This window comes from Microbacterium sp. (genome assembly GCF_035277845.1).
GTDB lineage: Bacteria > Actinomycetota > Actinomycetes > Actinomycetales > Microbacteriaceae > Microbacterium.
Map to the genome: position 1 here is coordinate 1 of NZ_DATEJS010000284.1, position 21,583 is coordinate 21,583.

The following is a 21,583-nucleotide window of genomic DNA, read 5'->3' on the forward strand; positions in this document are numbered from 1 at the left end:
CGCGGCGGTTCCCGCGACGACCGCGCCGAGGCATCCGGCGAGCACGTCCCCGGTGCCGGCGACCGCCAGCCAGGCCGTCGGCGCCTCGACCCGGGCGACGCCTCCGCCGGGCTCGGCGATCACCGTCACGGAGCCTTTCGACAGCAGCACCACGCCGAGGGCGGCGGCGGTCTGGGTGGCCTGGGCGATGCGGCCCGCCTCGTCGGCAGGGGTCTCGGGGTCCAGTCCGGCCGCCCGGCGCAGCGCCGCCAGCTCCCGCGCGTGCGGGGTGAGGATCCAGGGTGCCGGCTCGCGTTCCCCGGCTCGCAGCGCGGGCACGAGGTCGAGGGCGCCGGCGTCGACGACCACAGGGACGCCCGAGCGCAGGATGCCGCGCAGCGCCTCGGTCTCGGCATCCGACCGGGTCTCGGCGTCCGTGCCGGAGCCGATCACCCAGGCCTGCACCCGGCCGTCGACGGTCACGGTCTCGGGTCGTCGCTGCAGCACCAGGTCGCGCGCGGGCCCGATGTAGCGCACCATGCCGGCGCCCGTGCGCCACGCGCCGCTCACGCCCAGCACGGCGGCCCCGGGGTAGGCCTCCGACCCGCTGCGCAGTCCGACGACCCCGCGCGTGTACTTGTCATCGTCGGCGCCGGGCCGGTGCAGCACGCCGCCCGTCAGCGCGGCGGTCCAGGTCTGCGGGGTCATGGACGCCTCCCGTATCCGCGGCGGGTGGCATCCTGCACCTCGCCGATGAGCTCCTCGATCACATCCTCGAGGAAGAGCACGCCCACCGGCGATCCGTCCGCGTCCGACACCAGCGACAGGTGTCGCCCGGCCGCACGCATCGCGGCGAGCGCGTCCTCGAGGTCGGTGTCGGCACCCACCGGCACCATCCGGTGGATTCGCCCGGCGGGCACGGGCTGATCGCGCCCGGTGTGCGGGTTGTCGGCGACCCGCAGGATGTCCTTCAGATGCACGTAGCCGACCGGGGCGCCCGCCGCGTCGACGATCACGTACCGGGAGAAACCGCGCTTCGCGACCGCCCGTTCGATGTCCTCCGGCGTCGTCGTCTGCGGCAGGGTGACGATCTGCGACAGCGGGACCGCGAAGTCCTTCGCCTTCTTGTCGGTGAACTCGACGACCGCCGCGACCGTGCCGGCGACGTCGTCCAGCACGCCCTCGGCGCGGGACTGCGCCACGATCGTGGCCACCTCGTCGAGCGTGAAGGTCGATGCCGCCTCGTTCTTCGGCTCGACGCGGAACAGCCGCACCACCGAGTTCGCCAGCCAGTTCAGGGCGACGATCACGGGGTGGAACACCTTCGAGACCCACACGAGCGGGGTGGCGAGCATCAGCACGGCGCGGTCGGGCACCGAGAACGCGAGGTTCTTCGGCACCATCTCGCCGAACACGACGTGCAGATACGACACCAGCACGAGCGTGGCGATGAACCCGACGAGCGCGACCGCGTCGGCGGACAGGCCCGTCCAGTGCAGCGGCCCCTCGAGCAGATGGTGGATGGCGGGCTCGGACACGTTCAGGATCAGCAGCGAGCAGATCGTGATGCCGAGCTGGCTGGTCGCGAGCATGAGCGTCGCGTGTTCCATCGCGTACAGCGCGGTCTTCGCGGCACGCGAGCCCTTCTCCGCCCGCGGCTCGATCTGGGAGCGCCGTGCCGACACCACCGCGAACTCGGCGCCGACGAAGAAGGCGTTGAACGCCAGCAGGATGACAAGCCAGAGGATGCCGGCCCAGTCGCTCATTCGCCGTCCCCTTCCGCCGGGGTCGCGACAGGCGTGAAGCGGATCCGCTCCATGCGGCGTCCGGTCATCCGGGCGACGGTGAGGACGCCGCCGTCGACGGGCACCTCGTCGCCCACCTTCGGAATCCGCTCGAGCGTCGACATGACGTAGCCGCCGACCGTGTCGTACACCTCGCCCTCCGGCACCTCGACCCCGGCGCGGTCGCGCAGCTCGTCGGGCCGCAGGTCGGCCGGGAACGTCACCGACCCGGCCTCGCGCACCACCCCGGCGGTGCGCCGGTCGTGCTCGTCGCGCACCTCGCCGACGATCTCCTCGACGAGGTCCTCGAGGGTGACGACCCCGGCGGTGCCGCCGTACTCGTCGACCACCACCGCCATCTGGTAGCCGCGGGTGCGCAGCTCCGCCAGCAGTGCGTCGAGATGCACGGCCTCCGGCATGCGCAGCGGCTCCGTCGCCAGCGCGGCCGCGGGAACCTCTGCGCGACGCTCGACGGGCACGCTCACGGCCGCCTTCAAGTGCACGACGCCGACGATGTCGTCCATCGACTCGTCGGTCACCGGGAAGCGGCTGTACCCGGTGCGGCGGGCGAGGTCGATGACGTCGGATGCCGTGTCGTCGGCGCTGACCGACTGCACGCTCGGCCGCGGCGTCATCACGTCGGCCGCGGTCAGCCGCGTGAAGGTGAGGCTGCGATCCAGCAGGGATGCCGTGTCCTCCTCGAGCACGCCGGCGAGGGCCGAGCGCCGCACGAGACTCGACAGCTCCTCCGCGGTGCGGGCTCCGGACAGCTCCTCCTTCGGCTCGACCCCGATCAGGTGCAGCACGCCGTTCGCGGAGCTGTTCAGCAGCCACACCGCGGGACGGAACACCGTGGTGAACGTCGCCTGGAACGGCAGCACCAGCCGCCCGGTCGCCCGGGGCAGGGCCAGCGCGAATCCCTTCGGCACGAGCTCGCCGATGATCATCGACAGGATCGTGGCGATCGCGACGCCCAGGAACACCGCCGTCGGCGTGGCCGCGGCATCCGGCATCCCCCAGGCGGCGAACAGCGGGCGCAGCAGATTCGAGATCGCCGGCTCCAGCGTGTAGCCGGTGAGCAGCGTCGTCAGCGTGATGCCGAGCTGGGCGCTCGACAGGTGCGTCGCGGTGCGCTTGAGGGCGCCGATCGTGACGTTCAGCCCGGTCTCGCCGCGAGTGCGGCGCGCCTCCAGGTCGGCGCGGTCGAGATTGACGAGCGCGAACTCGCTCGCGACGAACAGTCCCGTCCCGATCGTCAGCAGAAGCCCCACGCCCAGCATGACGTAGTCCATCACTCGTCACCCCCGAACGGGGTGGGGCGGTGGGGCGGGCGTCTGCAACTCGGCGGGTCGTCCATCGTGCCCCCATTCTATCGGGGACCCCGACACGGGCCGAGGAAGCGCGCTACCAGCTGACCGGAAGGGCCTTCCCCTCCTCGTAGCCGGCGGCGGACTGCAGGCCGACGCGGGCGCGCTCGTGGAAGTCGGTCATGCTGGATGCCCCGGCGTACGTGAACGACGAGCGCACGCCCGACGTGATCATGTCGAGCAGGTCCTCCACGCTCGGGCGCAGCGGGTCGAGGTAGATCTTCGACGACGAGATGCCCTCGGCGAACAGCTCCTTGCGGGCACGCTCGTACGGGTCGAGCCGGCCGAACCGTCCCAGCACGGCCTTGGTCGACGCCATGCCCCAGGACTCCTTGTAGACCTTGCCGGCCAGGTCGGTCTGCAGGTCGCCGGGCGCTTCGATCGTGCCGGCGAACCACGAGCCGATCATGACGGATGCCGCGCCCGCGGCGAGCGCCAGGGCGACATCCCGCGGGTAGCGCACGCCGCCGTCCGCCCACACGTGCGCGCCGAGTTCGCGGGCGGCCTGCGCGGTCTCGAGCACGGCCGAGAACTGCGGGCGCCCGACGGCGGTCATCATGCGCGTGGTGCACATGGCGCCGGGCCCGACGCCGACCTTGAGGATCGACGCCCCCGCGGTGACGAGGTCGTGCACGCCGTCGCCGGTGACGATGTTGCCGGCCGCGATCGGGATGCCGAGCTGCAGCCCCGACACGATCTGCAGGGCGCGCAGCATCCCCTCCTGGTGGCCGTGCGCGGTGTCGACCACGAGCACGTCCACGCCCGCCGCGGCCAGCGCGCGCGCCTTGGCTGCGACGTCGCCGTTGATCCCCACCGCGGCCGCCACGATGAGCCGGCCGGAGGCGTCGAGAGCCGGGCGGTACAGGTTGGCGCGCAGTGCCGTGCGGCGGGTCAGGGTGCCCACGACGAAGCCGCGCTGCAGGATGCAGACGGTCTCGGCATCCGTCTCGACGATGAGGTCGAAGGCGTGCCGCGGGCTCTCCACGTCGTCGGCGTCGATCGAGACCGGACGGGTGTGCACCAGGTCGCCGAGCCGGGCGTCCGGCAGCGCGCTGCCGAGCCGGCTCGCCGACACCACGCCCTGCACCGCGTCGATGTGCAGCGGGCCGCCGTGCGGGGCGGACGCCACGACGATTCCGTGGCCGGCGATCGCGGGGAGCACACGGGCTGCCTCGGTCACCGTGGTCTCCGGTGCGAGGACGACGGGCGTGTCCCACAGGACGGGCTGGTCCTTGACCCACCGGATCGCCGCGTCGAGGTCCTGCAGCGGCATGTCCTGCGGCAGCACGCCGAGCCCTCCGCGGCGGGCCAGGGTCGCCGCCAGCCGCGGGCCGGTCACCGAGTTCATGTTCGAGGAGACCAGCGGAATCGTCGCGGTCGACCCGTCGCCGGGGGCCAGGTCGACGTCGAGGCGGCTCGTCACCGCCGACCGGCGCGGCACTAGGAAGACGTCCGAGTAGGTGAGGTCGACAGAGGGCTGGGCGCCGTAGAACTCCATGCTCCCAGGGTAGTTTGCGCGGACGTCCGATGACGGGCCGGCCGGCCGCGGAAGCCGTGTGGCCGCGAAAGCCCTCCGGCAACAGGACTACGCTGGGAACAATGCACGCGGATCGATGTCCGCGGGCGTTCCACACATACTTCAGCGATGAAAGCGGGCGATCGAGCGTGTCGAGCCAGGTGACCGGCGTCGGGGCTTCGAGCGAAGGGGAGTTCGGAGCCAACGAATGGCTCGTCGACGAACTCTACGAGCAATTCAGCAAAGACCGGAACCTGGTCGACAAGGCGTGGTGGCCCATTCTGGAGGCCTACCACCCGTCGACCCCGGCGACTCCCGGAGCGACCCCGGCTGCACCGGCCGCCGCTCCCGCCGAGCCGGCCGCGGCTCCCGCATCCCCGCCGCCGCAGACGTCGCCGCCCACGACCCCGATCCCGGTGATCGGCGCACAGCCGGTCGCCCGCACGACCGCGAAGCCTGCGCGCGAACAGCCGATCCCCGCGCAGGCGCCGAAGGTGCAGCCGTCGGTGGGCGAGGCATCCACCGATCAGGATGTCGTCACGCCCCTGCGCGGCCTCGCGAAGACGCTGGCCTCCAACATGGACCAGTCGCTCGCCGTGCCGACCGCGACGAGCGTGCGCACCGTTCCGGCCAAGCTCATGATCGACAACCGGATCGTGATCAACAACCACATGGGCCGCACCCGCGGCGGCAAGGTGAGCTTCACCCACCTCATCGGCTGGGCGATCATCAACGCCCTCAAGGACTTCCCGAGCCAGAACGTCGCCTACGCCGAGGTCGAGGGCAAGCCCTCGGTGGTGGCTCCGGCCCACGTGAACCTCGGCATCGCGATCGACATGCCCCGCCCCGACGGATCGCGTGCGCTGCTCGTGCCGAGCATCAAGCATGCCGAATCGCTCACGTTCGGCGAATACTTGGCTTCTTATGAGGATCTGGTCAAGCGGGCCCGCGCGAACAAGCTCACCCCGGCCGACTTCCAGGGCACCACGATCTCGCTGACGAACCCCGGCGGCATCGGCACGGAGCACTCCGTCCCGCGTCTCATGCCCGGACAGGGATGCATCGTCGGCGCGGGCGCCCTCGAGTATCCGGCGGCCTTCCAGGGCTCGAGCGAGAAGACCCTCGCGGAGCTCGGCGTCGGCAAGACCATCACCCTGACGAGCACGTACGACCACCGCGTCATCCAGGGCGCGGGTTCGGGCGAGTTCCTGAAGATCGTGCACCAGCTGCTGATCGGCGAGCGCGGGTTCTACGACCAGATCTTCGCCGCGCTGCGCATCCCCACCGCGCCGATCCGCTGGTCGAAGGACATCAACGTCGACCTGGCCGAGCGCGTCGACAAGACCGCCCGTGTGCAGGAGCTCATCAACTCGTACCGCGTGCGCGGCCACCTGATGGCCGACATCGACCCGCTGGAGTACGTGCAGCGCACCCACCCCGACCTCGAGATCGAGTCGCACGGCCTGACGTTCTGGGACCTCGACCGTCAGTTCGTGACCGGCGGCTTCGGCGGTCAGCGCCAGATGAAGCTGCGCGACATCCTCGGGGTGCTGCGCGACTCCTACTGCCGCACGATCGGCATCGAGTACATGCACATCCACGACCCGGAACAGCGCAAGTGGTTCCAGGACAACATGGAGGTCAAATACGAGAAGCCGGGCCACGACGAGCAGCTGCGCATCCTCGCGAAGCTCAATCAGGCCGAGGCGTTCGAGACGTTCCTGCAGACCAAGTACGTCGGACAGAAGCGCTTCAGCCTCGAGGGCAGCGAGTCGCTGGTCCCGCTGCTCGACCAGATCCTGCAGGGCGCGGCCACGACCGGTCTCGACGGTGCGGTCATCGGCATGGCCCACCGCGGCCGCCTGAACGTGCTCACCAACATCGCCGGCAAGACCTACAGCCAGATCTTCCGCGAGTTCGAGGGTCTGGCCGCGGTCGGCAACAAGAGCGGCTCCGGCGACGTGAAGTACCACCTCGGCACCGACGGGACGTTCGTCGCGGACGGCGGCCAGGAGCTCCCGGTGCACCTGGCGGCCAACCCGTCGCACCTCGAGACCGTCGACGGCGTGGTGGAGGGCATCGCCCGCGCCAAGCAGGACCGCAAGCCCATCGGCTCGTTCACCTACCTGCCGATCCTCGTGCACGGCGACGCGGCCTTCTCCGGTCAGGGCGTCGTCTACGAGACCCTGCAGATGTCGCAGCTGCGCGGCTACCGCACCGGCGGCACCATCCACGTCGTCGTCAACAACCAGGTGGGCTTCACGACCACTCCGGTCGACGGCCACACGTCCGTCTACGCCACGGATGTCGCCAAGACGATCCAGGCACCGATCCTGCACGTGAACGGCGACGACCCCGAGGCCGTGGTGCACGTCGCCGAGGTGGCCTTCCGGTACCGGCAGCAGTTCCACCGCGACATCGTCGTCGACGTCGTCTCGTACCGCCGCCGCGGGCACAACGAGGGCGACGACCCGTCGATGACGCAGCCGCTGATGACCAACCTCATCGAGGCGAAGCGCTCGGTCCGCAAGCTGTACACCGAGGCGCTCGTCGGCCGCGGCGACATCACCGAAGAGGAATACGACATCGCCAAGGCCGACTTCCAGGGCCGGCTCGAGGTCGCGTTCGCGGAGACGCACGACGCCGAGACCGGCACCACGCCGATCGTCACGGTGGACTCCTCGCAGATGGCCGCGTTCACCGGCGAGCCGGAGACCACCGGCGTGTCGCGCAGCGTCGTCGAACTCGTGGCGGACGCCTTCGTGAACAAGCCCGAGGGCTTCACCGTGCACCCGAAGCTCGCGCAGCTGATGGACAAGCGCGTGAAGATGAGCCGCGAGGGCGGCATCGACTGGGGCTTCGGCGAGCTGCTCGCGTTCGGATCGCTGCTCATCGAGGGCACCGCGGTGCGCCTGGCCGGGCAGGACGCCCAGCGCGGCACGTTCGTGCAGCGTCACTCGGTGCTGCACGACCGCGACAACGGCCAGGAGTGGCTGCCCCTGCTGAACCTCAGCGACAGTCAGGCCCGGTTCTGGGTGTACAACTCGCTGCTGAGCGAGTACGCCGCGATGGCGTACGAGTACGGATACTCGGTCGAGCGGCCGGATGCCCTGGTGCTGTGGGAGGCGCAGTTCGGCGACTTCGCCAACGGCGCCCAGTCGGTCATCGACGAGTACATCTCGGCGGCCGATCAGAAGTGGGGCCAGCAGTCGAGCGTCGTGCTGCTGCTGCCGCACGGCTACGAGGGCCAAGGACCGGACCACTCGTCGGCGCGCATCGAGCGCTACCTGCAGATGTGCGCGCAGCACAACATGACGGTCGCACGCCCCTCCACCCCGGCGTCGTACTTCCACCTGCTGCGTCGGCAGGCTTACGCGCGCCCGCGCCGTCCCCTCATCGTCTTCACGCCGAAGGCGATGCTGCGCCTGCGGGATGCCACCAGCGCCGTCGAGGACTTCACGCAGGGCCGCTTCGAGCCGGTGATCGACGACGACCGCGCACTCGACCGCCAGCGGGTCAAGCGCGTGCTGCTGCACTCGGGCAAGATCCACTGGGATCTGCGCGCGGAGCTCACCAAGAACCCGAACGACGAGATCGCCCTGGTGCGCCTCGAGCAGTTCTACCCGGCCCCGATCAACGACCTCAATGCGGTCGTGGACAGCTACCCGAACGCCGAGCTGGTGTGGGTGCAGGACGAGCCCGAGAACCAGGGCGCGTGGCCGTTCATCTCGCTGGAGGTCGTCAAGCACCTGCACGGACGCACCATCAAGCGCGTCTCGCGCCCGTCCGCGGCATCCCCCGCGACCGGGTCGCCGAAGGTGCACGCGGCACAGGCCGCCGAGCTGCTGCGCGAAGCGCTCACGCTCTGACCTGCCGCGGCGACTGATCGCGCGGCCCCGTCCGGCTCCGGCCGACGGGGTCGCGCGGCGTCAGCCCGGCGATGGTCGGCGCGGAAGCGTCAGCCGGAGACGGATGCCGTCTCGACGGCGAGGTGCGCTGCCCGCAGACGGCCCAGCACGATCTCGCGCAGCTGCTCGGGGGCAGCTTCCTGGCACGAGCGCGCCAGCACCTCGGTCAGCGTCCGCGACACGAGCGCTTCATCGCGGCATCCGGGGCAGTTGTCCAGATGCTCGCGGATGTCCGCCTGCTCGGTCTTGCACACCTCGTTGCGCAGATATTCCTCGAGGTCACGCCTCGTCTTCTCGCAGCCGCAGTCACTCATTTCGTGCTCCTCGTCGCGGCGGTGTCGATGCCGCGCTCCTTTGCGTAATCGGCGAGCAGGTCACGCAGCATCCGCCTGCCACGATGCAGACGGCTCATGACCGTGCCGATGGGGGTCTTCATGATGTCGGCGATCTCCTGGTAGGCGAAGCCCTCGACGTCGGCGAGGTACACCGCCAGCCGGAAATCCTCGGGGACCGCCTGCAGCGCGTCTTTCACGACGGATGCCGGCATGTGGTCGATCGCCTCGGCCTCCGCCGAGCGCGTGCTCGACGACGTGGTCGACTCGGCACCGCCGAGCTGCCAGTCCTCGAGGTCGTCGATGGTGCCCTGGTAGGGCTCCCGCTGCTTCTTGCGGTAGATGTTGATGTACGTGTTCGTGAGGATCCGGTAGAGCCACGCCTTGAGGTTCGTGCCCTGTTTGAACGTGCTCCACGACGCGAACGCCTTGACGAACGTCTCCTGCACGAGATCCGCCGCATCGGCGGGGTTGCGCGTCATGCGCATCGCCGCGGCGTACAGCTGATCCATGAAGGGCAGAGCCTGCTCTTCGAATTGTGTGCGCGCGTCCTCGGCCGCGTCGTACGCGGGTGTGGCCTGCTGCTCTTCCATCACCCGCCAGTCTACGGGCGAGGCACTGGGCGGCCGCAGCACGAGTGCGGGGATCTGGGGTTCCGCACGCCGTTCCAGGGTGGCGATCATTCGGCTCCTTGAGAGGTTTCAGTATGGTAGAACCCGATGACGGTGCATCAGTATTCCCCGCACGCCGCACGAGTTGCCGGCGCCTGGTCAGCCCCTGTGGCAGCAGGGCCCCTGCAGGCGACCGTGACCGTGCCCGGGTCCAAGTCCCTGACCAACCGCGAACTGATCCTCTCCGCGCTCGCGGACGGTCCCAGTCGCCTGCGCGCCCCCCTGCACTCCGACGACTCCGCCCGCATGATCGACGCGCTGCGGACGCTGGGCGTGCAGGTCGACGAAGAGCCCGGTGAGGGCGACTACGGTCCGGACCTGCGCATCCAGCCGGTGGCCCCGTTCACCGACGGCGGCACGATCGACTGCGGCCAGGCCGGCACCGTCATGCGCTTCGTCGCCGCGATGGCCGGATTCGCCCGGGGCGACGTGACCCTGACCGCGCACGCGAGCGCACTGCACCGGCCGATGGGCCAGATGATCAAGGCACTGCGCGACATCGGCGTGGACATCGACGACGGCGGGCACTGGGCGCTCCCCTTCACCGTCCGCGGCCGCGGACACGTGCGCGGCGGCGAGATCGCGATCGACGCCAGTGCGTCGAGCCAGTTCGTCTCGGGTCTGCTGCTGGCGGCCCCGCGCTTCGACGTCGGGCTGCGCCTGAAGCACGACGGCGCCCGGGTGCCGAGCATGCCGCACATCGACATGACGATCGACACGCTCGCCCACCGCGGCGTGCAGGTCGAGCGGCCGAGCGCGACCGAGTGGATCGTGCCGTCCGGAACGCTGCGCGGGAAGGATGTCGCCATCGAGCCCGACCTGTCGAACGCCGCCCCCTTCCTCGCCGCGGCCCTGATCGCGGGCGGCCAGGTCTCGGTCACCGGCTGGCCCGCGCACTCCACGCAGCCGGGCGCGCTGCTGCCGGACATCCTGCAGGAGATGGGCGCACGCACGTCCCGTCGCGGCCGCGCGATGACGGTGAGCGCGCACGCCGGCATCAAGGGAGTCACCCTCGACCTGTCCGCAGCCAGCGAGCTGACCCCGACCCTGTTCGCCCTGGCCGCATTCGCCGACGGGCCCAGCACCTTCCACGGCATCGGGCACATCCGCGGCCACGAGACCGACCGCATCGCGGCTCTCGTGAACAACCTGCGCGCGCTCGGCGGCGAGGCCGAGGAGCTCGAAGACGGCATCCGGGTCGTGCCGCGTCCGCTGCACGGCGGCTTGTGGAAGGCTCACCACGACCACCGCATCGCCACCACCGGGGCCATGATCGGGCTTGCGATCGCGGGCGTCGAGGTCGACGACATCGGCACGACCGCCAAGACCATGCCGGAGTTCCCGGAGCTCTGGCGGCGGATGCTGGGCGATCGGTCCGGGGATGCCGCGGCCTGAGCCGCGCACGCCATGAGCTGGCTCGACGACCTCGACGACGACGAACCCGAGTTCGACGAGTCCGACATCCGGGTCCGGCCGAACCCCAAGGCCAACCGCCCGCGCACCAAACGGCGCCCGGCGCACGCCGACGCGCAGACCGCACGCGTGCTCGGCGTCGACCGGGGCCGGTACACGGTGCTCGTCGACGAGGATTCCCCCACCGAGCACGAGGTCACGGCCGCGCGCGCCCGGGAGCTGCGCCGGCAGCCGATCGTCACCGGCGACCGCGCCCGCATCGTCGGCGACGTGTCCGGGGATGCCGGTACCCTCGCCCGCATCGTCGGCATCGAGGAGCGCTCGACGCTGCTGCGACGCAGCGCCGACGACACCGACCAGGTGGAGCGGGTGATCGTCGCGAACGCCGACCAGATGCTCGTCGTCGTCGCCGCGGCCGACCCGGAGCCGAGGGCACGACTCGTGGACCGGTACCTCGTCGCCGCGCTGGATGCCGGCATCCGCCCGCTTCTCGTGGTGACCAAGACCGACCTGGCCGACCCCGCTGAATTCCTGCGGCACTTCGACGGGCTCGACCTGCGGGTGTTCACGAGTGCGCGCGGGGCGATGCCGACCGCCGAGATCGGCGCCGCCCTGGTCGGGCACGCCACGGTGTTCGTCGGGCACTCCGGCGTGGGCAAGTCCACGCTGGTGAACGCGCTGGTGCCGTCGGCCGACCGCGCGACCGGGCATGTGAACGAGGTGACCGGGCGCGGGCGGCACACCTCGAGCTCGACGGTGTCGCTGCGGTACCGGGACGCCGCCGGCAGCGGCTGGGTCATCGACACCCCGGGCGTGCGCTCGTTCGGACTCGGACACGTGGACCCCGACCACATCCTCGCCGCCTACACGGATCTCGCCGAGATCGCCGAGGACTGCCCCCGCGGCTGCACGCACCTGCCGGATGCCCCGGACTGCGCGATCATCGAGGCCGTCGCCGAGGGCCGGCTCGGTGACACCGGGGCGGGCCGCCTCGACTCGCTGCAGCGCCTGCTGACCACCTTCGCCGACCGCGACCGCTGAGCCTCCCGCCGGACCCCGCCTCGCGCGACCCGCGATCCCGCACACGCCGTAGGCTGGATCCCATGCCCACGCTGCAGCCCGGAGACCTCGCGCCCGACTTCACCCTCGCCGACCAGGACGGCTCCCCCGTCTCGCTCGGCGATCTGCGCGGCACGCGCGCCGTGCTGTACTTCTACCCCGCCGCGATGACCCCCGGCTGCACCACGGAGGCGTGCGATTTCCGCGACAGCCTGGCATCCCTCACCGGCGCCGGGTATACCGTGCTGGGCATCTCGCGCGACGACGAGGCCAAGCTGCGCGAGTTCCGCGAACGGGACTCCCTCACTTTCCCGCTCCTCAGCGACCCCGACCACGCCGTGCACGACGCGTACGGCGCATGGGGCGAGAAGATGAACTACGGCAAGAAGATCGAGGGCGTGCTGCGCTCCACCTTCGTGATCGACGAGGACGGCCGCATCCTGCACGCCCTGTACAACGTCAAGGCCACCGGCCACGTCGCGCGCGTGCGCAAGCTGGTCGGGCTGGACTGACGAACCGGCGGGTTCAGGGCCGGCGGGACGTGCCCGCCTGGCGCACCGCCAGCACGAGCACGACGAAGCCCGCGATCGCGGGAACGGCGAGCAGGATGCCGGTGAGCGGCTGCGCGTAGGCGCCGCTGACGGCGCCCACCGCGATCGCGAGGATCATCAGCTGCGTGACGATGCCGCCCGAGCGTCCCCACGATGCCCCGCGCCAGGTCGCGGCGGCGAAGGCTCCCACCGCGGCCGCGGCGACCACGGTGAGCACGATGAGCGCGATCCCGCTGACCACGTCCCGGACGTCGCCGATCGCCAGATCGACGACCTGCACACCGGCGAGGACGAGCAGCGCGAGGCACTCCGCCGCGAGGATGATCGCGCCGATGCGGGCGATCCCCTGCGGGCTCGTGGGCTCCTGGGTCATCCCGGTCTCCTTCAGGATTCGTGGGGGTCCGCGTCGTGCGGATCGTCCGATGGTCGAGGCCCCGACGTTCAGCAACCTCTGCAGAAAGCCGCCGCCGAAATCCTTGATTCGAATGCAGAGCTATGAAACCATTGGAAAGTTGTGTGCTCCCACAGTGGCGTGGGGCGAGCGTCCGCTCGCGCACCATTCAGGATAGCGTCCCGCCGTCCTGAGACTGATTGACACGACTCACACCCGAACCCAAGGAGCACCCCCATGGATTGGCGCGACAAGGCCGCCTGCCTCACTGTCGACCCCGAACTGTTCTTCCCCGTGGGCAACACCGGCCCCGCCGTCGACCAGATCGAGAAGGCGAAGGCCGTCTGCGCCCGGTGCACCGTCACCGAGATCTGCCTGCAGTACGCGCTCGAGACCGGTCAGGACTCCGGCGTCTGGGGCGGCCTGTCCGAGGACGAGCGCCGCGCCCTCAAGCGCCGCGCCGCTCGCGCGCGCCGCGCCTCCTGAGCTCCGCTCCCCACCCGCGCACCCCGCGGCATCGCTGGTGGCATCCGTCCGCCGCATCCGCCCGCGGCGCTCGTCGGATCCACCCGCGAACCCTGACCGGATGACGCGAACCCTCACCGAAATATGCCCTCACCCGGTATTTCACTGAGGGTTGGCGTATTCCGCCGAGGGTTCGCGGGTCTCGCTCAGGCGCCGCGGTCGATGTAGCGCAGCGGGACGTCGATGGTCACCTCGGTGCCCTCGCCGGGCGCCGTGTGCCAGTCGATCGTGCCGCCGAGCTCACCCTGGATGAGGGTGCGCACGATCTGGGTGCCGAGGCCGCGACCGACCTGACCCTCGGGCAGGCCCGAACCGGTGTCGCGCACACGCACCTCGAGGCGCTGCTCGCTGCGTTCGGCGATGATCTCCACTTCACCCTCGCGGCCGGCGAGGCCGTGCTCGACGGCGTTCGTGACGAGCTCGGTGAGGGCGAGGGCGAGCGGCGTCGCGTACTCGCTCGGCAGCGTGCCGAACCGCCCGGAGGTGCGCGTCTGCGCCCGCGTGTTGGCCCCGGCGGCGACCTCCGCCACGAGCTTGAGCACACGGTCGAACACGTCGTCGAAATCGACCGTCTGGGCGAGGCCGCCGGAGAGCGTGTCGTGCACCACCGCGATCGCCGAGACCCGGCGCATGGCCTGGGTGAGGTTGTCGCGGGCTTCCTCGGACGGCGTGCGGCGGGCCTGGATGCGCAGCAGCGACGCGACCGTCTGCAGGTTGTTCTTCACCCGGTGGTGGATCTCGCGGATGGTGGCATCCTTCGTGATCAGCTCCTGCTCCTGATGCCGCATCTCGGTGACGTCGCGGCAGAGCACGATGGCGCCGATGCGGTTGCCGTGGTCGCGCAGCGGGATGGTGCGCAGCGACACGGTGACGCCGCGCGCCTCCACATCGGTGCGCCACGGCGCCCGCCCGGCCACGACGACCGGCAGCGACTCGTCGAACTGGTGCTTCTCGGGCAGGATGCCGGTGACCACCTCGACGAGCGACTCGCCCTCGAGCTCGTCCTCGAAGCCGAGCCGGTTGAACGCCGAGAGGGCGTTGGGGCTCGCGAACGTGGTGATGCCGTCGACGTCGAGGCGGATGAGGCCGTCGGCGGCACGCGGCGCGCCGCGGCGCGGACCGGTGGGCGCGGACAGGTCGGGGAAGTCGCCGGACGCGATCATGCCGAACAGGTCGTCGGCGCAGTCGTTGAAGGTGATCTGCTGACGTGACGGAGTGCGCGCCTCGCCGAGGTTGGTGTGGCGGGTGAGCACGCCGATCGCCGCGGGCGACTCGCCCGCGCGCACCGGCTCGCGCACGATCGGCACCGCGCGCACGCGCGTCGGGGTCTCCTCGAACCAGTCCGGGGATGCGGAATCGACGATCTGACCGGTGGTGAACGCCTCGCGCACCTGGGTGCGCCACTGTGGCCGCACGCGGTCGCCGACGATGTCGCGGTAGAAGAGGGTCGCGGCGCTCGACGGGCGGGTGTGCGCGACCGCGATGAACGAGTCGTCCGTGGTCGGCACCCAGATCACGATGTCCGCGAAGGCGAGGTCGCTCAGCAGCTGGCCGTCGCCGGCGAGCCGATGCAGCCACTCGACTTCGGCTTCGCTGGAACGGCCTTGGGCGTAGACGAGTTCGCTGAGTGTCGACACGGACTCAGCCTACGGGACGCGCACCCGCCCTCCCGGCCCGCGCGTGACGCGGCGTGAACGCCCCGGCCGACGACTCGGCGTGCGCGGGCAGGGCGTCGCCGACGAACCGGCGGATGCCGGCGACCAGCCCCGACCGTGGCGCGGCATCCGCGACCGGACGGGCCGTGAGCACCGCGGCATCCACCGCCCGCGCATCGTGCGGAACGAACCAGACCTCGGTGGTGCCGGCGAAGCGCTCCAGCGTGCGGCGGATCTGCCCGCGAGCGTCCGGCCCCAGGGCGCCGCCCCGCAGCCGGTTCGCGATCACGGCCACCGGGGTCTGCCCGGCGATGCCGCGCATCTCGGCCGCCACCCGCAGGAAACGGGCCACACCGAGGGGATCCGCGGCCACGACGGCGACGACGAGGTCGGCGGCGGCGAGCGCGGCGAGCGTGGCCGCGTTGCGTCGCGGGCCTCCGCTCACGTCGCTGACGATCTCCTCGTCCCGCTCGAGCGACGATGAGACGTCGACGACGGTGTCATCCGCCCAGGTCCGGCACGCCTCGAGGGCGGCGGAGACCCGCAGCTCGCTCAACTCGGGCCAGCGGGAGGCCCGATTGATGCCGGGCAGCACCGACAGCTGCCCCGCTCCCGCAGCCACGCGGATGCTGATGCGGTCGAGCTCCCGGGCATCCAGCAGCCCCCGCTCGGCCTGCCGGCAGGCGGCCGCGAACCCGGGCCCCTCCTCGGCGATGCCGAGCAGCAGGGCGAGCGACGGGGCGTGCGTGTCGGCGTCGACGAGGGCCACGTCCCGGTCTCCGCGGGACAGTTCGACGGCGAGCTCGGCGGCGATCGTGGTGCGTCCGGGCGATCCCGCGGCACCCCAGACCGTGATCACCCGTCCGGCGCGGGGCTCGCTCGCAGGCGGGGCGCTGGGCGCGCGGGTGAGCGCGTCGCCGATCGTCCAGGCGTCCGCGTCGAGCGGGAGCGGCGCGGCCGTGCCGAACCCGGCCGCGCGCCTCTCATCGGCGGGCGTCGCGCACAGCGGCAGGATGCGGGTGGCGGCGCGGTCGCACCGGGCGACGGCGGCGGCGGTCAGGGAATGCCGGTCGGCCTGCAGCACGATGACCTCGCAACTGCGCAGCACGTCGTCGAGACCCGGGGTGGACGCCACCGCCAGGTCGCGGGCGGGGATGCGCGCCCGCACCTCGTGGCCGACGCGCGCCAGGCGGTCGGCGATGAGCGCGCCGCGCTCACCGTCGACCGCGACCACGACCGCCGTCATCGGCCCGATCCGTTCGGCACCACCGAGAGCGCCGCGTCGTTCGCGATGGCGGCGAGCACCGCGGCGACGTCGTCGCGCGGCACCACCAGTTCGACCCCGGCGTCCGAGCCGCCCATCACGCCCTTGTCGCGGGTCACCGAGGCGACCGTGGCGTGCGGGACGATCACCTCGGGGCGGTCGAAACCGCCGCCTTCGCGCGCCGCCGCCGCCCACACGTCGACGTCGGACCCCTCGCGCACGGCGCTCGGCACGTCCTGGGCGGTGTGCACCGTCACCGTCGTGGTGGTCGCCGTCTCCGCGCCCGCGACGGCATCCTTCGCGACCAGCTCCCCGGCCCCGATCGTGCGCGTCGCGATCGACGACGCGCCGACCGCGGCGGTCGTGGTCAGGTACACGTCGCGGGACTCGCCGAGCGCGGCGTCGGCGAGCTTGACGTCGGCGGGTCCCACGGTCTGGCCGGGCAGGATCCGGTGGGCGGCGACGAGCACCGGCTGGGTCTGCTGTGACAGGGCCACGACGGCCCACACCCCGGCGATCGACGCGACGATCAGGACGACTCCGAGCAGCAGCCGGATGTCGCGCCACGGACGGTGCGGCTTCGGCGCCCGGCGCACCGGGCCGGCATCGAGATAGGGAGAGGGATCCAGCGCGGTCATGGCATCCATCGTCACGCACATCCGCGGATCGCCCGGAAAGTTATCCACAGGCTCGGCCGGCACGGAGCTGCGGCAGGTGCCGGGCGGGATAATCGATGCATGCCCGAAAGCCCGACGTTCAACGTGCGCATGATCACCCCGTCCCAGGTGGCCGAGTCGCTCAGCATCGACGTCGATGAAGTGATCTCGCTCGTGATGGAGGGGCGCCTGCGCGGGGCCCGCATCGGCGTGCCGCCGCAGTGGCGCATCGAGGAGACGAGCGTCGTCGACTATCTCGATGAACAGATCGAGGAGGCCCGCCAGATGGCGCTGTGGTCGCAGTCCAACGCGGCGAGCTTCCCCGAAGTGTGGGGAGCGGGGTTCTCGCACCGCGCCGAATGAGAGCGGATGCCGGTCACGCCGTGAGCGGGTCGCCGGCATCCAGCCGCACCGACGCGACCGCGTGGAACGGCACCATCCGCATGCCGCTCACCGCCGCCGCGCGTCGCGGCACCCCCGGGTCGTGCAGGGCCAGGTCGAGGTGGTCGACTCCGGCGCGATCGACGGTGCCGGCGAGGGCGCTGCCGGTGCGCAGCCGCACGGTGACGGGCACCCGCCGTCGTGCGAGGTCGCGCAGCACGAAGCCCATGGCCATGCGCTCGACCAGCCGGGAGCTGCGCGGCCGGGTCGCGGCCGTCGTGCGCACGAGGTCGGCAGCAGACATCCCCACCGCCGTGATCGCGGCCGTCGGCAGCAGCACGATGCGTCGGTCCGTGCCCGTCACCGCGCACCAGTCCTCACCGACGAGCTGCACGCGGGCGGTGAGGCGCGAGTCCCCCGCCAGCTCGATCACGAGATCGGAGGCGCCGTCCGCGGCTGCGCGCAGGCGATCGCGCAGACTCAGCTTCGCGATGCGCAGGCGCTCCTGCTCCGCCGCGAGGGATTGCTGCTCGGCCTCCCACGCCGCCGCGAGCTGCCCCTCCAGGTCTTCGAAGACGTGATCCCACTGCACGGGGCCGAGCGTACGCGATCGCGGCGTCCGGGCCGTGGATCCCTCCACAGGCGAGCGTCTACTGGCGGTACGAGGAGAGGAAGTTGCCGATGCGCTCCACCGCGTCGGCGAGCACGCGCGGCTCGGGCAGCGTCACGATGCGGAAGTGGTCGGGCGTCGGCCAGTTGAAGCCGGTGCCCTGCACCACCAGGACGTGCTCGGCGACCAGCAGGTCATAGACGAACTTGGCGTCATCGCGGATCTCGTGGACCTCGGGGTCGAGCCGGGGGAAGGCGTACAGCGCACCCTGCGCCCGGTAGCACGAGACCCCCGGGATGGCCTGCAGCCCCTCCCAGCAGGTGTCGCGCTGCTCGTGCAGACGCCCGCTCGGGGCGATGAGCGCGTCGATCGACTGCACACCGGACAGCGCCGCCTGCACCGCGTGCTGGGCCGGCACGTTCGGGCACAGCCGCGTCGAAGCGAGCAGCTGGATGCCCTCGAGGAATCCGCGGGCGTGCTTCTTGGGCCCGGTGATGACGAGCCATCCGCTGCGGTAGCCGGCCACGCGGTACGTCTTGGAGAGGCCGTTGAAGGTGAGGCACAGCAGATCGGGCGCAAGCGTGGCCAGGTTGATGTGCTCGGCGCCGTCGAACAGGATGCGGTCGTAGATCTCGTCGGCGAGCACCAGCAGCGAGTTCTCGCGGGCGATCTGCACGATCCCCTCGAGCACCTCGCGGCGGTACACGGCCCCCGTCGGGTTGTTCGGGTTGATCACCACGATCGCCTTGGTGCGCGGCGTCACCTTGGCCCGGATGTCGTCGAGCACCGGCTGCCAGTCGTCCTCGGCATCGCACAGATAGTGCACCGGGGTGCCGCCGCCGAGGCTCGTCATCGCGGTCCACAGCGGATAGTCCGGGGACGGGATGAGCACCTCGTCGCCCTCGTCGAGCAGCGCCTGCATCGTCATGGTGATGAGCTCGGAGACCCCGTTGCCGAGGTAGACGTCGTCCGGGTCGAACTTGGGGAAGCCGGGGATCTGCTCGTAGCGCGACACGACGGCACGCCGCGCGGACATGATGCCGCGGCTGTCGGAGTACCCGTGCGAGTTCGGGATGGCCTCGATCATGTCCCGCACGATCTGGTAGGGCGCGTCGAAGCCGAAGATCGCCGGGTTGCCCGTGTTCAGCTTCAGGATGGTGTGCCCGTCGGCCTCCAGCTTGTCGGCCTCGGCCAGGGCCGCCCCGCGGATCTCGTAGAGGACGTGCTGCAGCTTGGTCGACTGGTCGAGCGGGCGAAGGGGGCTCATCGATTCAGGATATCGAGTCGCCGGACGGGCCAATGCCCGCCTGGTGGCCCGGACGAGCGGGTGCGGTCAGCGATCCGTCGGCGCGCCGAGCGCCCGCGCATGCGCGGTGCGCTGCCGGCGGCTGCTCTCGATGTGTGCGAGGGCCAGGTCGGCGGCCCGCTCCGGATCGCTGTCGCGGATCGCGTCGAAGAGCGCGACGTGCTCCGCGCTGATGTGCTCCAGGTCGTCGTGCTGGGACAGCGCCCAGCGCATGCGGCTGCGGATGCTCTGCATGAGGTACATCAGCAGCGCGTTGTCCGCGAGCTCGGTGACGATCTCGTGGAAGTCCGCGGCGGCCCGGCGCGCCTCGACCCGGTCCTCGACCCGGGCGCTGCGCCGCTCGTCCTGCAGGGCCTGCCACAGCCGATCGAGCCCCTCCCGTCGCCGGCGCTGGGCGGCGAGCCGGAAGGCGAGGGGCTCGACCACCTCGCGGACCTCGTCGAGGTCGGCGAGGTCGTGGTCGGTGAATTCGCGGACGACCGCCCAGGTGCGCGGGCGCAGCTCGACCAGGCCCTCCCCCTCGAGCACCTTGAGCGCGTCGCGCACCGGAACCCGGCTGACCCCGAGCTCCGTCGCGAGGTCGCGCTCGATGAGCCGGCTGCCGGGATCGCGGTCGCCGTCGAGGATCGCATCGCGCAGCAGCGATGTGACCCTCGTCGACTCCAGCATCCGTTCGTCTGCCGTGGCCACAGGTCATCCCCCGTCCCTGGCCGGTTCCCCCGCCACTTGATGACGGAGGAACCGTCATCCGACCGAACAGCGCGGTCAGGCGGCCTTCTTGGCGTCCTTCTTCTCGACCCAGCGGATCCCCTCGTCGAGGGTCGGCACGATCTCCGTGCCGATCTTGCGGGCCAGCAGGTCGTCGAGGCGGTCGAGCGGGCCGATGAGGGCACGGCCGCCGGCGCGCGCCACCCGGATCGCGGCGTCGATCTTGGGCTGCATCGAGCCCTCCGCGAACTTCATCGCGGCCACGGCGTCGGCGGATGCCGTGTGGATGTCGCGCTGCTCCGGGGTACCCCAGTTCTCGCTGACGTAGTCGCCGTCGGTGAGCATGATGAGGGTGTCGGCGCCGATGTCTGCGGCGAGGGCGGCGCTGGCGAGGTCCTTGTCGACCACGGCCTGCACGCCGATGTGACGTCCCTTGGAGTCCTCGCGGACGGGCACGCCGCCGCCGCCGACGCAGACGGCGAGGCTGCCGCCTTCGAGCAGGCGCCGGATGAGCGGCGCCTGCACGATCGACAGCGGGGTCGGCGAAGGCACGACGCGGCGGAACGCCTTGCCGTCCTTCGCGATGGTCCAGCGGTACTCCGCGGCGGCCTCGGCGGCATCCTGAGCCGAGTACGTCGGGCCGATGAGCTTGGTGGGGCGGTCGAAGGCCGGGTCGTTCTCGTCGACCACCGTGGTCGTGACGATGCCGGCGACCTCGCGCTCGCCGCCGAGCGCGTTGGACAGCTCCTGCTGCACGACGTAGCCGATCATGCCCTGGGTCTCGGCGCCGAGGATGTCCAGCGGATAGGCCGCCACGTCCTGGTAGGCGAGGTTCTGCAGGGCCAGCAGGCCCACCTGCGGCCCGTTGCCGTGCGTGATGACCATCTCGTTGTCGCGGGCGAGCGACGCCAGCGACTCGCAGGTGGACCTGACGTTCGACCGCAGGTACTCCGCGGTCATCGGCTCCCCGCGACGGGCGAGGGCGTTGCCTCCGAGTGCCACTACGACGCGCATGCTGTTCTCCTTGGTTGAGGTCTTCTGGTATGCCAGAGTTAGGAATGGTATTCCATTCGAGTAAATGGTATACCTGAAGGCAACACAACGTAAAGGTGCCCGACGCCGCACATCCACGGTGCCGGACATCCCGGAGAGAAGACGATGACCCCCGTCGCCACCCCGGTCGCGATCCGTGCGACCAGCTGGGATGCTGCGCTTGCGGAAACGCTCTCAGGCGCAGCCGAGCGTACGTTCGCCGATGACGCGCACGCCGCAGTGCACTCGGTGCACCGTCGCGTCGTCAACGTGCTCTGCGGCGACGAGCTCATCGCGATCGCCGACGACAGCCTGGACGATGCCCCGGCGACGATCCGGGTTCCGATGGGCGACTGGGATGCCCGCGGAATCGCCGCCGGTGCGGTGGTCGAGGTCTCCCGCGCCGGTCTCGTCCTCCCCTCCGCCGACGGCGGCATCGCCGTGCGCGTCGAGGATGCCCCGCCGTGGCTCCCCC

Annotated in this window: 21 protein-coding genes; 7 read left to right on the forward strand and 14 right to left on the reverse strand. The window is 71.2% G+C overall.

Features of this window, described 5'->3' with window-relative positions; translation table 11 throughout:
* The 4 genes from VJR25_RS12405 to VJR25_RS12420 form a co-directional block, all read right to left on the reverse strand.
* Positions 1-687: ADP/ATP-dependent (S)-NAD(P)H-hydrate dehydratase (locus VJR25_RS12405; RefSeq protein WP_324115465.1), on the reverse strand; the 687-nt coding region annotated here is incomplete at its 3' end.
* Entirely contained in the window at positions 684-1,745 is a 1,062-nt protein-coding gene (locus tag VJR25_RS12410) for a hemolysin family protein (RefSeq protein ID WP_324115466.1), read from the reverse strand. The genes VJR25_RS12405 and VJR25_RS12410, both read right to left, overlap by 4 nt.
* Positions 1,742-3,055: a hemolysin family protein gene (locus VJR25_RS12415; RefSeq protein ID WP_324115468.1), complete on the reverse strand. Its 1,314-nt coding sequence runs from the start codon at positions 3,053-3,055 to the stop codon at positions 1,742-1,744. The genes VJR25_RS12410 and VJR25_RS12415 overlap by 4 nt, the downstream gene beginning before the upstream one ends.
* A gap of 112 nt (positions 3,056-3,167) precedes the next feature.
* A complete protein-coding gene (locus VJR25_RS12420; protein WP_324115470.1) occupies positions 3,168-4,628 on the reverse strand; it encodes a GuaB1 family IMP dehydrogenase-related protein in 1,461 nt (486 codons plus the stop codon).
* A 167-nt stretch (positions 4,629-4,795) separates the two neighbouring features.
* Between VJR25_RS12420 and VJR25_RS12425 the strand changes: the two genes are divergently transcribed.
* Complete coding sequence (locus tag VJR25_RS12425; RefSeq protein WP_324115472.1) at positions 4,796-8,515, forward strand: multifunctional oxoglutarate decarboxylase/oxoglutarate dehydrogenase thiamine pyrophosphate-binding subunit/dihydrolipoyllysine-residue succinyltransferase subunit; 3,720 nt, start codon at positions 4,796-4,798, stop codon at positions 8,513-8,515.
* Positions 8,516-8,604: 89 nt separating this feature from the next.
* Here VJR25_RS12425 and VJR25_RS12430 read toward each other — a convergent pair whose 3' ends face one another.
* Both VJR25_RS12430 and VJR25_RS12435 read right to left on the reverse strand, forming a co-directional pair.
* Complete coding sequence (locus tag VJR25_RS12430) at positions 8,605-8,868, reverse strand: zf-HC2 domain-containing protein (RefSeq protein WP_324115474.1); 264 nt, start codon at positions 8,866-8,868, stop codon at positions 8,605-8,607.
* A complete protein-coding gene (locus VJR25_RS12435; RefSeq protein ID WP_414683780.1) occupies positions 8,865-9,569 on the reverse strand; it encodes a sigma-70 family RNA polymerase sigma factor in 705 nt (234 codons plus the stop codon). The genes VJR25_RS12430 and VJR25_RS12435 overlap by 4 nt, the downstream gene beginning before the upstream one ends.
* Positions 9,570-9,605: 36 nt before the next feature.
* Here VJR25_RS12435 and aroA point away from each other — a divergent pair, with 36 nt between their 5' ends.
* The 3 genes from aroA (at position 9,606) to bcp (ending at position 12,541) form a co-directional block, all read left to right on the forward strand.
* Complete coding sequence (gene aroA, locus VJR25_RS12440) at positions 9,606-10,952, forward strand: 3-phosphoshikimate 1-carboxyvinyltransferase (protein ID WP_324115475.1); 1,347 nt, start codon at positions 9,606-9,608, stop codon at positions 10,950-10,952.
* Positions 10,953-10,964: 12 nt separating this feature from the next.
* The gene (gene rsgA, locus VJR25_RS12445; RefSeq protein WP_324115478.1) at positions 10,965-12,011 is read left to right on the forward strand and encodes a ribosome small subunit-dependent GTPase A; all 1,047 of its coding nucleotides are present in this window, start codon (positions 10,965-10,967) and stop codon (positions 12,009-12,011) included.
* A gap of 62 nt (positions 12,012-12,073) precedes the next feature.
* Positions 12,074-12,541 carry a thioredoxin-dependent thiol peroxidase gene (gene bcp, locus VJR25_RS12450; RefSeq protein WP_324115480.1) on the forward strand — a complete coding sequence of 156 codons (468 nt, stop codon included), beginning with the start codon at positions 12,074-12,076 and terminating at the stop codon, positions 12,539-12,541.
* A gap of 13 nt (positions 12,542-12,554) precedes the next feature.
* Here bcp and VJR25_RS12455 read toward each other — a convergent pair whose 3' ends face one another.
* The gene (locus tag VJR25_RS12455; protein WP_324115482.1) at positions 12,555-12,953 is read right to left on the reverse strand and encodes a histidine kinase; all 399 of its coding nucleotides are present in this window, start codon (positions 12,951-12,953) and stop codon (positions 12,555-12,557) included.
* Between the two features lie 255 nt (positions 12,954-13,208).
* Between VJR25_RS12455 and VJR25_RS12460 the strand changes: the two genes are divergently transcribed.
* Positions 13,209-13,457, forward strand: coding sequence for a WhiB family transcriptional regulator (locus VJR25_RS12460; RefSeq protein ID WP_039397845.1), 249 nt, complete (start codon positions 13,209-13,211; stop codon positions 13,455-13,457).
* A gap of 185 nt (positions 13,458-13,642) precedes the next feature.
* Here VJR25_RS12460 and VJR25_RS12465 read toward each other — a convergent pair whose 3' ends face one another.
* From VJR25_RS12465 to VJR25_RS12475, 3 genes are read right to left on the reverse strand one after another with little or no spacing between them, the layout of a single operon-like run.
* Complete coding sequence (locus tag VJR25_RS12465) at positions 13,643-15,133, reverse strand: sensor histidine kinase (protein ID WP_324115490.1); 1,491 nt, start codon at positions 15,131-15,133, stop codon at positions 13,643-13,645.
* A 4-nt stretch (positions 15,134-15,137) separates the two neighbouring features.
* Positions 15,138-16,397, reverse strand: a complete 1,260-nt coding sequence (locus VJR25_RS12470; RefSeq protein WP_324115492.1) for an AAA family ATPase — start codon at positions 16,395-16,397, stop codon at positions 15,138-15,140.
* Entirely contained in the window at positions 16,394-17,053 is a 660-nt protein-coding gene (locus tag VJR25_RS12475; protein WP_324115494.1) for an SAF domain-containing protein, read from the reverse strand. The genes VJR25_RS12470 and VJR25_RS12475 overlap by 4 nt, the downstream gene beginning before the upstream one ends.
* Positions 17,054-17,152: 99 nt before the next feature.
* Between VJR25_RS12475 and VJR25_RS12480 the strand changes: the two genes are divergently transcribed.
* Positions 17,153-17,434, forward strand: coding sequence for a helix-turn-helix domain-containing protein (locus tag VJR25_RS12480; protein WP_324115496.1), 282 nt, complete (start codon positions 17,153-17,155; stop codon positions 17,432-17,434).
* A gap of 13 nt (positions 17,435-17,447) precedes the next feature.
* Here VJR25_RS12480 and VJR25_RS12485 read toward each other — a convergent pair whose 3' ends face one another.
* The 4 genes from VJR25_RS12485 to VJR25_RS12500 form a co-directional block, all read right to left on the reverse strand.
* On the reverse strand, positions 17,448-18,044 hold the full coding sequence (locus tag VJR25_RS12485; RefSeq protein WP_324115498.1) for a hypothetical protein: 597 nt from the start codon (positions 18,042-18,044) through the stop codon (positions 17,448-17,450).
* Positions 18,045-18,102: 58 nt separating this feature from the next.
* The gene (locus VJR25_RS12490) at positions 18,103-19,329 is read right to left on the reverse strand and encodes a pyridoxal phosphate-dependent aminotransferase (RefSeq protein WP_324115500.1); all 1,227 of its coding nucleotides are present in this window, start codon (positions 19,327-19,329) and stop codon (positions 18,103-18,105) included.
* 66 nt (positions 19,330-19,395) lie between these two features.
* Positions 19,396-20,058 (reverse strand): GntR family transcriptional regulator, encoded by a 663-nt coding sequence (locus VJR25_RS12495; RefSeq protein WP_324115502.1) that lies wholly within the window; start codon positions 20,056-20,058, stop codon positions 19,396-19,398.
* A gap of 75 nt (positions 20,059-20,133) precedes the next feature.
* On the reverse strand, positions 20,134-21,090 hold the full coding sequence (locus VJR25_RS12500; protein WP_324115503.1) for a carbamate kinase: 957 nt from the start codon (positions 21,088-21,090) through the stop codon (positions 20,134-20,136).
* A 144-nt stretch (positions 21,091-21,234) separates the two neighbouring features.
* On the opposite strand from VJR25_RS12500, the gene VJR25_RS12505 reads away from it, so the two are divergent.
* A partial coding sequence (locus VJR25_RS12505) for a hypothetical protein (protein WP_324115505.1) occupies positions 21,235-21,583 on the forward strand: 349 nt, incomplete at its 3' end.